Origin of the sequence: Bacillus gaemokensis (assembly GCF_001590835.1) — a bacterium.
GTDB classification, from domain to species: Bacteria; Bacillota; Bacilli; order Bacillales; family Bacillaceae_G; genus Bacillus_A; species Bacillus_A gaemokensis.
Genome location: NZ_LTAQ01000003.1, coordinates 1 through 13,242, shown reverse-complemented (window position 1 = coordinate 13,242; position 13,242 = coordinate 1). Strand labels below are relative to the sequence as shown.

Annotated in this window: 8 protein-coding genes and 2 pseudogenes; 9 read left to right on the top strand and 1 reads right to left on the bottom strand. The window is 34.8% G+C overall.

Annotated elements, in window-relative coordinates; all coding sequences use genetic code 11:
- A pseudogene (locus tag AZF08_RS31130) lies at positions 1-768 on the top strand (YVTN family beta-propeller repeat-containing protein); the annotation flags it as partial.
- 967 nt (positions 769-1,735) lie between these two features.
- Here the strand turns inward: AZF08_RS31130 and AZF08_RS06545 are convergent.
- Positions 1,736-2,350, bottom strand: coding sequence for a DNA-3-methyladenine glycosylase (locus tag AZF08_RS06545; protein ID WP_033674694.1), 615 nt, complete (start codon positions 2,348-2,350; stop codon positions 1,736-1,738).
- A 132-nt stretch (positions 2,351-2,482) separates the two neighbouring features.
- Here AZF08_RS06545 and AZF08_RS06540 point away from each other — a divergent pair, with 132 nt between their 5' ends.
- The 8 genes and pseudogenes from AZF08_RS06540 to AZF08_RS06505 all read left to right on the top strand — a co-directional run bounded on the left by AZF08_RS06540 (position 2,483) and on the right by AZF08_RS06505 (position 12,995).
- On the top strand, positions 2,483-3,352 hold the full coding sequence (locus AZF08_RS06540) for a Cof-type HAD-IIB family hydrolase (protein ID WP_033674695.1): 870 nt from the start codon (positions 2,483-2,485) through the stop codon (positions 3,350-3,352).
- Between the two features lie 208 nt (positions 3,353-3,560).
- Positions 3,561-5,051, top strand: a complete 1,491-nt coding sequence (locus tag AZF08_RS06535) for a coproporphyrinogen III oxidase (protein ID WP_033674697.1) — start codon at positions 3,561-3,563, stop codon at positions 5,049-5,051.
- 357 nt (positions 5,052-5,408) lie between these two features.
- Complete coding sequence (locus AZF08_RS06530) at positions 5,409-6,965, top strand: fatty acid--CoA ligase (RefSeq protein WP_033674698.1); 1,557 nt, start codon at positions 5,409-5,411, stop codon at positions 6,963-6,965.
- 751 nt (positions 6,966-7,716) lie between these two features.
- Positions 7,717-10,353 carry a collagenase ColA gene (gene colA, locus AZF08_RS06525; RefSeq protein WP_033674699.1) on the top strand — a complete coding sequence of 879 codons (2,637 nt, stop codon included), beginning with the start codon at positions 7,717-7,719 and terminating at the stop codon, positions 10,351-10,353.
- Positions 10,354-10,438: 85 nt separating this feature from the next.
- Positions 10,439-11,019 (top strand): annotated as a pseudogene (locus AZF08_RS06520) (IS6 family transposase); the annotation flags it as partial.
- Between the two features lie 289 nt (positions 11,020-11,308).
- On the top strand, positions 11,309-11,770 hold the full coding sequence (locus tag AZF08_RS06515) for a CarD family transcriptional regulator (RefSeq protein WP_162177850.1): 462 nt from the start codon (positions 11,309-11,311) through the stop codon (positions 11,768-11,770).
- A gap of 546 nt (positions 11,771-12,316) precedes the next feature.
- Positions 12,317-12,463, top strand: coding sequence for a BC1881 family protein (locus AZF08_RS29685; protein ID WP_033674702.1), 147 nt, complete (start codon positions 12,317-12,319; stop codon positions 12,461-12,463).
- 298 nt (positions 12,464-12,761) lie between these two features.
- Positions 12,762-12,995 (top strand): hypothetical protein, encoded by a 234-nt coding sequence (locus AZF08_RS06505; RefSeq protein ID WP_033674703.1) that lies wholly within the window; start codon positions 12,762-12,764, stop codon positions 12,993-12,995.
- Positions 12,996-13,242 lie beyond the last annotated feature (247 nt).

Below are 13,242 nucleotides of genomic sequence, written 5' to 3'. Positions count from 1 at the left end.
GGAGTTACGGGACCAACGGGAGAACCGGGATCTAGCGGAGTTACGGGACCAACGGGAGAACCGGGATCTAGCGGAGTTACGGGACCAACGGGAGAAACAGGGCCAACCGGGCCTACGGGACCAGGATTAACAGCAGTCAATCGTATCTATGTAGCGAATGCTAATGATAATACTGTGTCTGTAATTGATGGTATAACGAATAATGTGATTGCTACGGTTACTGTTGGAGATTTCCCTATAGTACCAGCGGTTAATCCTTCCACAAATCGGATTTATGTGACAAATGCTGTTAGTGGCACTGTGTCCGTGATTGATGGTACAACAAACAGTGTGATTGCTACGATTTCGGTTGGAATACAGCCAATCGGGGTAGGAGTCAATCCAGTTACGAATCGTGTTTACGTGTCGAATAGAGGCAGTGGTACTGTATCCGTGATTAGTGGAGTAATGAATAATGTATTTGCTACCATCACAGTGGGGGTCGCTCCAAACGACGTAGGAATTATCAATCCATTAACCAATTGTATTTATGTATCAAATACTGATGATGATACTGTATCTGTGATTGATGGTACAACAAACAGTGTGATTGCTACGATTCCAGTAGGAAGTACTCCACGAGGGGTGGGGGTCAATTCCTCTACAAACCTTATTTATGTAGCAAATAATGGAAGTGGTACTGTATCTGTAATTGATGGTGCAATAAATAGCGTAGTTGCTACGATTACAGTTGGGAATCTATCCTTTGGAGTGGTAGTCAATCCTTAAGTGGTTTTTGTGCATCACTTTCTTCTATGAATATACCATGTACAGCGGTATTGAATCAGGATGCTTTCATGTATTAGATATATAAATCTAAAAAAGAGCATAAGAACTATCACCTTGTACAAAATTACTAGACATGTTCCAAACAACTACATAGTTTGACAATACTTATATTTTTTCATCGTTTAGCTAAAGAGTATAATATTGCTTTGAAATATTGATGAATAAAGTGATTTTTCCTTTGATAGAAAGTAAGCATTTTATGAAAAGTTCTCAAAACGTTGGAAATCATTTTTACGATGGAGCAAGAATTTGTAACGGTTATTATAGAAATGATATTAAGTAATGATAATGCTGAATCGCGTTTCGCCAAATAACTGAATAAAATGCAAAAGGACATCGCCTTGCAATTAAAATAGTAAAGATGTGTCCTTTTGGTTTTTGTATAAACTTTATTCAATTTCTTCCTCTTTATCAATTGTGTCTGATAGTTCGTAATTCTTCATAAGTAAATGAAATATTTTAGTGATAGAGAATTAGGTCAGAATGAATTTTCAAGGCTATACATATTCAACAGAATTTTATCAAGGCTATTAATACTTTAATTTTGTTGATTTAATCAAATCTTTATTTCAGATAAAAAGATCTCATTTGGATCAAACTTTATTACAAACCAACACAGATCCCCCGCTAAATCCGTTAGGAGTCTTATTTTGGTCATATTACCTATGAAATTCATTTCATCTATAAAGTAAAAAGATGTGGTATATATCATTTAGTTGATGTTCTAAATATATTAATGAACACTAAAGGAGTTTTTTAGGTAGATTTATCAAATTGGGAATCATTTTGTTATAGTAAACAGATACATAATAAAGGCATTCGTATATTATACATAACCAATATATGAATACCTTTATTTTTTTAATGTTTTTAGAGATTAGGTCTTGATAATAATACGGCTTCTTTTTTATTTAGAAACGAAGGGATGTTTTTTGAAATAAAAACGCCACGGATAATGGATGGCTTCTTCGGCATAATCAATATTGATACGTGGACCGGCTACAATTTCATATTGGGAAGATAGATGTTCTGCTTCAGGAACGAATTCAATGTATAGTTCATCACTTTGTAATGAGAAGCCGCGTTCTTCTAAAGTGATTCCGAGTGCGCGACATAGTTTCCCTGGTCCATTTGTTAAGTTTTTATATTGTGTTTTAGTAATGTCAGTTTTACCATAACGTGCAGTTTTCATTTGTTCTATTCCATCGACTGGCTCTAGTGCGCGAATGAGAACGCCTTGAGGGATACCAATTGGAGCCGTAATGACATTAAAGCAATGATACATACCGTAAATAAGGTACACATAAGCATATCCAGGTGCACCAAACATGACTTCGGTTCTTTCGGTCCGTCTGCCGCCGTAGCTATGTGCTGCTTTATCACCAGGTCCTTTATAAGCTTCCACTTCTACAATAAGCCCACTCCGTTTTTTACCGTCTACGATATGCACAAGTTTATGACCAAGTAAATTTTTAGCAACTTCTAATGTATCGCCCTCATAAAAGGAAGGAGGTGCTTTCATATTGATAGCTCCTTTGCTAGTAAGTTATATATATTAAACCAAATTTGAGCTAGTAATGCTAACTCGTTCTAATTAGAAAGATTACTTCATAAATTATGGATAGATAAAGCAGCTAAGAGGAGGGAAAAGGCTATGATTTATCGTTTGCTGGCCCTTAATATAGATGGGACATTATTGCAAAAAAATGGGAAGATACCAAAAGGAACGAGAGATGCAATCGATGTTGTGAAACGAAAAGGTGTATACATCACACTGTTTACAAGTCGTCATTTTCAATCAGCTCATAAAGTAGCAAAATCGTTAAAGTTAAATTCCATATTAGTTACGCATAGCGGTGCATTTATTGCAGATTCATTAGATAAGCCACTTGTTCAGAAACGGTTATCTGAAGAAAAAACGTTTAATATTGTGCAGGTGCTTGAACATTTTGAATGTAATATTCGTATTTCACATGAACGATTTTCTATTAGCAATCGTGAGCGGAATACATCTAACTTGATTGCACGTACTGTACTATCTAGTACAGATCCACTCTTTTATCCAGTTCAATTTGTAGATTCGTTAGGTGACATACTTCGAGATCAGCCTGTTGCTGCTCCGAAAATTGATATTATCTTTACAAGTAAGGGAGAAAAGGAACGTGCGCTCAAAACATTGAAAAAGGCGTTTGAAGATGTGGAATATATTGAGTGTGATCCATTAAGGATAGAAATTCTTCCGATGCATGTATCAAAGTTAAATGGATTACAATTATTAGGGAAACATCTCGGCGTAGAATTAAATGAAATGGTTGCAATTGGAGATAGCTTAGAGGATTTAGATGTTATTACGAACGTTGGATTAGGAGTTGCAATGGGAGATGCGCCTCTTCCAGTAAGGAAGGCGGCAGACTGGATTACGCGTTCTAATAGTGAGAATGGTGTGGAATATATGATTAAAGAGCATTTTCGGAAGCAATTTCCGCTGCCTTTTTTAAATACACATACACAAGTTCATAAATAGAGGGGAATTTCGCCAAGAAACGTAGCGTTCAAGCTACGTTTCTTGATTTGGTAGATGATTTGTGAGGAGAAAGTAAGTTTTAAAATGAAAATCATTCATTCAATTATTTGTTTTTTTGTAGTGGAAGAAATAAGGAAAAAGCTTCAATATTGACCTAAAAACGCCCTTCAAGTAAACTAAAGAGAGTTTACAAATGAAAAGGTGATAAGTGTTGTTAATTTCAATAAAAACGTTACAAGATGATCGTTTTTTACGTCCGCTGCAAAATATTAGCGGCTTATTTTTTGAAGAAAGCACGATAGGGTTTGACAAAGAAGAAGCAAATCTTATTGTTGATATACATGTAGAAGGAAATGTAACAGCTTCAGCTCGTTTAACAGATGTTGCAACTGGAAATGTATATGAAGAAACATTTTCAAAAGATTTATCTTTCTTTACAGACGAGAAAGAACGTATGAAGCAAGTGAAGCACGTTGTTTCTTATGTGTATTTATCTGTTCTTCAGCAGTTAACAGGAATTGAACAAAGCTGGGGGATTTTAACGGGAGTACGTCCAACAAAGCTTCTTCACAAAATGCTTCAAAATGGCATGTCAAAAGAAGAAGCGCATAAAGAACTTCGTGAAAGCTATTTAATTCATGAAGAAAAGATTGAACTTCTGCAGCGCATTGTTGATTGCCAATTAGCGGTTGTTCCAGATTTATATCGTTTAAAAGAAGAAGTAAGTATTTATATAGGTATTCCGTTCTGTCCAACAAAATGTGCGTACTGTACATTCCCGGCTTACGCGATCAATGGACGTCAAGGCTCTGTTGATTCTTTCTTAGGAGGCTTACACTACGAAGTTCGTGAAATTGGTAAGTTTTTAAAGGACAAGGGAGTCAAAGTTACGACGATTTATTATGGCGGCGGTACACCGACAAGTATTACAGCAGAAGAGATGGATATGTTGTATGAAGAAATGTACCAAGCGTTCCCGGATGTGAAAGGGGTACGTGAAGTAACAGTTGAAGCAGGTCGTCCAGATACGATTACACCAGAAAAACTAGAGGTGTTAAATAAATGGAATATTGACCGCATTAGTATTAACCCGCAGTCATATCATCAAGAAACGTTAAAAGCAATTGGACGTCATCATACGGTGGAAGAAACAATTGAGAAGTACCATTTAGCACGTGAAATGGGAATGAACAATATTAATATGGATTTAATTATTGGGCTTCCTGGTGAAGGGCTAGAAATCTTTAAGCATACGTTAGATGAAACAGAAAAGTTAATGCCAGAATCATTAACAGTTCACACATTATCATTTAAACGTGCTTCTGAAATGACGCAAAATAAGCGTAGATATAAGGTGGCAGGCCGCGAGGAAATTACAGCGATGATGCACGAAGCAGAAGAGTGGACGAAGAATCATAATTACGTACCATATTATTTATATCGTCAAAAGAATATTTTAGGTAACTTAGAAAACGTTGGTTATGCAATACCATCGCAGGAAAGTATCTATAACATTGTAATTATGGAAGAAGTACAATCCATTATTGGACTTGGCTGCGGTGCATCAAGTAAGTTTGTTCATCCGCAAACAGGTGCAATTACGCATTTCGCGAATCCGAAAGATCCAAAATCATATAATGATGGTTATATAAAATATACAGAAGACAAGCTTGAAATTTTAAAAGAGCTATTTTCTTAAGAGACTGACCTAAAGGTTCACGTATTGCGGGCCTTTAGGTTTCAGTCTCTTTTTTTTATAAATTGAAAAACCAATATAAACCCTTTCTTTTTAGGTGGGAGAGAGGATCCGGCCGTGAATAGGAGCGGTCAGGGCCTTTTTTTTAGCCCCATGCCAAGTGAAAACAAAGGGAGAAAATGAGTGGAGGTCTCCTTTTGTTTTCCTAGCAGATATTTATATGTTGGAAACTCAAAATGGATATACATTTGTAAAACAGTGTCGAGAATGATCAGAAAAAGAAGGTAAAAATGTAGAGGAAATGTCAACTTATACACGAAATGATAGATTTATGAAAGTTAAAAGGGGGCATGTTTTGACATGTATATGACGATTGGGAGGATTTTTGATTTAACGGTTGGCAAGTATTCGAATAAAGAAGCGTTAGTAGAACCAGAAAAGAATATTCGCTGGACGTATAAAGAATGGGATGAACAGGTGAATAAAACAGCACATGCCCTGTTAGCAGAAGGTGTGAAAAAAGGAGATTGTGTATCGGTTTATTTATATAACTGCCATGAATTTGTAAACGTTTACCTAGCTTGTGCAAAGATCGGTGCAATCTTCAATCCAATTAATTTCCGTTTAAAAGCAAAAGAAGTCTCTTATATTCTCCGTGATGCTGCCTCAAAAGTTGTTGTCTTTGAAAAAGCCGTTGAACAGGCTATTTCCGCGATTGAGCGAGATTTTCCAAATAGTTCATTTTGGTTTGTAGAAGAAAATGAACCTTCCTATGCTACGTCTTATCATGAGAAAGTAAATGCGGCATCACCTGAGAAAGTGGATGTTGTAATTGAAGAAATAGATTATTGCTCCATGCTCTATACGAGTGGCACAACAGGCCATCCCAAAGGGGTATTGCATCGTCATCGTGAAATTGCAGAACATAGTATGATTTGTACGTATTTCTTAAAATATAATCGTGATAGTGTTGGACTTGCTGTGGCGCCGCTATACCATTGCGGGGAATTAAATGCTGGTATTTTACCACGTATTCAAGTTGGCGGGAAAAATATCATATTACATCACTTTGATACAAAGATGGTGTTACATACAATTCAGAAAGAAAAAATCACAACATTTTTTGCCGCGCCAACGATGTGGAATATGATGTTACAAGAGGATCTCACGCAATATGAATTGCAATCGATGAAAATTGGAATATACGGCGGTGCTGCAATGGCGCCAGCACTTGTTAAGGAGTGCAAAGAACGTCTGCATATTGACCTTGTCCAAATTTATGGAATGACAGAAATGGGACCAGTTGTTGCCTTTTTAGTAGAAGAAGATCAAATTACGAAAGCAGGTTCAGCTGGTACGCTTTGCTTTAGTCATGAAATTCGTATTGTAAAACCGAATGAGGAGGGGGCAGCTGAACCAGATGATGTGTTACCTCCTTATGAAGTGGGAGAAATTATTTTACGTGGTCCATGCATGATGGCAGGATATCATAATAGAGAAGAAGCGACAGCTAAATCTATGTACAAAGGTTGGTACCATTCGGGTGATTTAGGTTACTTAGATAAGGATGGATATTTATATGTTGCAGATCGTGTCGACGATATGGTTATTAGTGGCGGGGTAAATATTTATCCACGTGAAATTGAAGATTTCTTGCATAGTCATCCTGGTATATTAGATGTTGCGGTCCTTGGAGAACCAGACGAGCTATGGGGCGAACGTGTCGTTGCGGTAGTTGTAAAGAAAGATGAACATATTACGGAAGTAGATTTAGAAGTATATTGTAAAGAAAGTGATGAATTAGCCGATTATAAACGTCCGCGTCACTATCTATTTGTGGATGAACTTCCTCGTAATGCGAGTGGGAAGTTACAAAAATTTGTGCTGAGAGAATCGTTAAAAGGTGCTAAAAAATAAGAAGAATATGTTTTATTAAAAGTTAAGATATTTTATAAATCTATTAGTAAAAGAGAACATTTATTAAATGTTGCACAGTATATGAGAGACAAGAGAAGGATAGATAAAGTAGAAAAGATTTATGCCTTATCTATCTTTTTGTACTATATGTGGCTTCGTTTTAGAAACTTTGCAACAGAACCTATTCAAAGATGTGGAAAGCCCTTGGATTGTCTATAAAAGTATACCTTTAAGGACATAACTTGTTTCCTTATAAAATCAAGATTTATCACGTTTATAAATACATCCGAAAACATTTATAAACGTTTATTAAATCCACACAATCTTTTTAAACTCCTTAGCGTACAATTTTCTTGAAATGATATGGTGATCCCTAGTAAGGGTCCCGCGTGGCCATCAACTTAAGAACGGAAAAAATAAACTTTGTACCAAACTGTTTTCATAAAGGGGGTTTTAATGTCAAATAATTTATACATGTCTAAATTATTTGTGTATATGTTATTATACAGTATTAATGAAGGATAGTATTCTATTCATAAGATACAAAATTGGTACAGTTTTTGCTTGTATTAAATTAAAGGAGGGGGGATGAGTTCAAGAAATGAGTATGATAGATTATTTATGGTAAAAAATTACTTGTTATTATATCACTAATTTTACTAGTATCACTAGAGAATCCGCTTAATAAAGATAGGTTAAATAATTTAATAATTATTCTGAATTTTTAATTTATAAAAAAGGGGGAAACAGTATGGCTAAATACTCTAAATTTTGTAAACTAATGCTTGGTGTTGGACTTGTTACTATATCATGTAATGGATTACAAATTCAAGCGGAGGCAAAAGAGAAAAATGTGAAGAATGTATTGCAAATGGAGCCAGTAGGATCAAAGAAATCTGTTGATGGGTTAGCACATTCTTCGAACGTACAAGAGAATGCAACTTTTACAAAACGATTAAAGTTAGCAGATTTATCACAGCGTCCACCGATGCCGAAAGAGAACACTAAACAACTAGCTGAAGAAAGAAAATACTCAATGGCTGAATTAAATCAATTAAGCAACAAACAATTAACCGATCTTCTTGTTACAATTAAATGGTATCAAATTCCAGATTTATTTCAGTTTAATAGTGATAGTCTTAAGTTCTATCAAGATGATAGCCGGGTGCAAGCTATTATTGATAAACTAGCAGAACAAGGGCAAGCTTATACGAAAGATGATTCAAAAGGTATTGAGACATTAGTAGAAGTTCTACGTTCGGGATTTTATTTAGGTTTTTATAACCAGGAATTAAGCAAACTAAACGAGCGCAGCTATCATGATAAATGTTTACCAGCTTTAAAAACAATCGCGAAGAATCCGAATTTTAAACTTGGTACGACAGAACAAAACAAAGTTATTTCATCGTATGGAATGCTGATTGGAAACGCATCAGCTGATGTTGAAGTACTTCTATATGCAGGTGAAATCTTCAAACAATATAACGATAATCTTGCTACTTTCATTGAAGACTATACAAAAGGCGATGCTATATATAATTTGATGAAAGGAACTGATTATGAGGTTCAGTCGTATATGTATACTACGGGTAAAGAACCAAAAGATACGATGTGGTATAGGAACATTGATAGCTTTATTAATGAAATAAATCGTTTTGCACTCATTGGTACGGTAACAGACAAAAACGGATGGTTAATTAATAATGGAATTTACTATGCTAGCCGTTTTGGCAAGCTTCATAGTACACCAACAAAAGGGCAGCAAGTTGTTACAGAAGCGATGCGGATTTATCCATACGTAGGACAGCAATATTTTGTTGCTGCAGAACAAATTGCTACAAATTACGGCGGTGTAGATGCGAATGGAAAAACAGTAAATTTAGATCAAATTCGAGAAGATGGTAAGAAAAAATATTTGCCAAAAACGTACACATTTGATGATGGGACAATTGTCTTTAAAGCGGGAGATAAAGTTACCGAAGACAAAATTAAACGTTTATATTGGGCGGCAAAAGAAGTGCGATCCCAATTTTATCGTACAGTTGGTAGTGATAAGTCGCTTGAAAGTGGACATGCTGATGACGTGATAACAATGGTCATTTACAATAGTCCGGATGAATATCAATTGAATCGTCAATTGTACGGATATGAAACGAATAATGGTGGAATTTATATTGAAGGAATCGGAACTTTCTTTACTTATGAACGTACACCTCAGCAAAGTATATATAGTTTAGAAGAATTATTCCGTCATGAATTTACACACTATTTACAGGGAAGATACGAAGTTCCGGGATTATGGGGACAAGGAGAATTATATCAAAATGAACGTTTGACTTGGTTTGAAGAGGGAAATGCTGAATTCTTTGCAGGTTCAACTCGGGTGGATAGCGTAGTACCGCGAAAAAGTATAATTGGTGGATTATCCAATGATCCAGCTAAGCGATACACAGCAGAGCAAACATTAAATGCAAAGTATGGAACGTGGGATTTTTATAACTATTCGTTTGCATTGCAATCTTATATGTATAATAACCGCCCTGACATGTTCGATAAAGTGCACGATTTAATTCGTGCAAATGATGTACCAGGTTATGATTCGTACCGCTCTACATTAAGTAAAGATAATAAATTAAATGAAGACTACCAATCTTATATGCAAATGCTTATTGATAATCGTGAGAAGTATACAATTCCGCAAGTATCAGATGATTATTTATCAGAGCATAAACCGAAAGCACTTTCGGATATTGCGGCAGATATCACAAGTGAAGCGAAGTTAAAAAATGTGAAGATAACAAAGAATAAATCACAATTCTTTAATACATTTACACTACAAGGAACGTATACAGGAAGTGCGTCAAAAGGAGAAACTGAGGACTGGAAAGCAATGAACCAAGCAACGAATGAGATGCTTAAACATCTTTCAGAAAAAGAATGGAGCGGATACAAAACATTAACTGCTTATTTCGTGAATTACCGTGTCAATGCGGCTGGACAATTTGAATATGATGTTGTATTTAGCGGAGTGAATACTGAAGAAGATACTATTGTAGAAAAAGAACCGAATGATTCCTTCAATACAGCTAATCCGCTATCTCTGAACACCTTATTGCGAGGTAGCCTAAGTGATCAAGATCAAGTTGATCGATTTATAATTGATGTAAAAGACCCGAAAGATTTACAAATTACTATCACGAATGAACAAAACCTTGGGTTGAATTGGGTGTTGCATCATGAGTCAGACCTTAACAACTATGTTGCGTATGCAACAAAACATGAAGGAAATCAATTACTTGGAAATTATTATGCACAGCCAGGGAAATATTATTTAGTTGTATATAAATACAGCGGTGGAACAGGGAATTATACAGCAGAAGTAAAATAAACGAAAGGAGGTGCCTCAAAAGTTAAAAATCTCAAGAGAAAATAAGGTTCTGGTGCAAATAGCGGTCACCACACATGCTCCTCAACTTAAAAAATATAAAAACGTACAATCATCTTGGAAGTTAGATGAAACCTATATAAAAGTCAAAGGAAAATGGTGTTATTTATATCGTGCGATCGATAAAGAAGGGCACACATTGGATATTCAACTTCGTAAAAAGCGGGATAACAAGGCTGCATATGCCTTTATGAAACGATTAGTGAAAACGTTTGGAGAACCAACGGTCAACTTCGTAAAAAGCGGGATAACAAGGCTGCATATGCCTTTATGAAACGATTAGTGAAAACGTTTGGAGAACCAACGGTCCTCACAACAGACAAAGCTCCAGCATTACTTTATGCGCTCAAAAAGTTAAAGGCACAAGGCTTTTATCAATGTACAACTCATTGTACAGTCAAACATTTGAACAATCTTATCGAACAAGACCATAGACATGCAAAACGACGTTTTGCTAAATTCGCAGGATTTCAAAGTCTACGTCATGCCTCACGTACAATAAAAGGAATCGAAACGATTCATGCCTTATACAAACAAAACCGAAGTCCTCGACTAGACTTCGGTTTTTCGACGTACAAAGAATTACAGAAATTATTCATAAATGTGTAACATTTGACGACTCTTACCCATGCTCTTTAAATTTTTACAAACTTTGCAACGGAACCAAACTGATCTACGTTAATTAGTAGAGGTTTCAGAATATACGCGAGGAAATTCCCCTTCCCTTTATTGGAAATCTGGCACACTCCCTATTATTTTGTGGCTGTTTTACTTAATTTGATTTTTAAAGAAAAAAGTGATTGACACTAAAAATAAATTTATGATATTATTAAATATTTGATAAAAAATCACATATATGTTAAGGTTAAGAAGGTTACCATATATGGAGGTGGATTATATGTTTCAAATTGGCGATAACATTGTTTATCCAATGCACGGAGCAGGTATAATTGAAGCCATAGAAGAAAAAGAATTCTCAGGGAAAAAACAACAGTATTATGTCATAAAAATGTCAATCAGTAATATGCAAGTCATGATTCCTACGGGTAAAATATTGAGTTCGAGTATACGCCCAGTTACTGATATACTTGCATTAAAACACATTATACACATTTTTCAGCATGGAGAATCAGATAGATTACTGCCGTGGAAACAAAGGTATAAAGTGAACACGGACAAAATAAAAACGGGTGAAATACAAGAAGGTGCTGAAGTTGTACGTGATTTAATGCGTATGAAGAAAGAAAAAGCACTTAATACAAGCGAAAAAAAAATGTTGGATAACGCACATGAATTTTTGATTAGTGAACTAGGATTAATTAAAGGGATCACTGAAAATCAAATAAAAAGTTTCTGTTAAGGTTCATTATAGATAATGTATTACATCCCCGGAAAATATCCTGAATTTTTCGGGAATATGATTATTATTAAAAGTAAATCATTTCAAAGACATTCAACTTCTTCAACTCACTTTTAGAGTATGAACCTCTTTTGTTATTACTTCAATCTAATCCATTTTTATTTTTAAATTTCTTTTACGAACGTTCGAAGTTTCATCAAATAACTCGATCAAATAGTCACTTGATTTTTGCAATCCTGATTCACACTGGCACGGACAAGGAGCCGTAAGGATGAAAGAGAGGTAGGGCTTTCATTGTTTTAGGTAATATACTATCTAAGTCATTATTTCTAGAAGAAAAAACAATCAATCTCACCGCTATCTTTAAGAATTTCTTACATCTACTGAGACAGTGAATAGTAATTGTTTATCTTCTTTACGTAAAATTGATAAACGAACTGGTAACACCATATGGTCAACTACAAAAAATGGTTTCCAGACCAGGAAACCATTTTTAATTTCATTTACATAACGATAGTAAATTAAGCAGTAAGAAGGAGTGCACACATGAAAAAAATGTTAACAAAAGAATTAAGTAATGAATTAAAAAAGCGGGAAGGGGTCATTTCTATTACAGTTGAGCCTTATGAAAAAATCGAAGTTGGTGGAATTCGTGTAGATGAACCAGCTGTTATTCTAATTAATCAAGAATAGCTAAAAATAGTTGAATGCACGAAGAAAAGGATCAGCCTTTAAGAGAAGAGAGGATCCTTTTTGTTTGCTGCGGCTAATAATAGGATATACATAAATTTCATCTGATGTGATGGGATTAAAAGAAAGGAGAGGATCGGGATTATCATGGTGGTAAGCTTAATATTGGTTGTATTTCTTTTTATGTTATATAAATTAGTTGATAAAAAAACAAACTAATTATTTGAAACGCTATATTGTTTTCTTTTTAAGGGCGAGATTTATTTTATAGTGAAATGGATAATTTAAAGGAGGAATTTAGATGGATGCAAGGAAAGAACGCATAAAATACGAGAAGATGTCAAAGAACTATGACCGTATTTATTTAGTTTCGTTTCTCCTATTAATTGTACTTGTTTTTAGTAGTGTGATTATCATAGGAGCTACAGGGGGGAAATATGGAGTGTTTTTGTTGTTAGCAATTTTACTTAACGCACGTATTACTAAAGAATCTCAAAAAAAGTATAAGCAGTATTCTAATAAAGGGCGTATATAAAATGATAAATATCTTGAAAGGAACAACCTAGATGTACATTCAAAATATCCCTATATCATTACCTATTAACTAGTAAAAATAATCTTATATAAATAATTTTTTTAGTAATTTAGGAATAGAAAACGTACCTTATTAAAATGTTATTTTCGTTCATATAATGAATTATCCTTCTAGCATATTTATAAGATTTATATCATATATTAAGAGAAAGAATGCAAGTTAGAAAGGAGTCTTACAGAATGAGTTA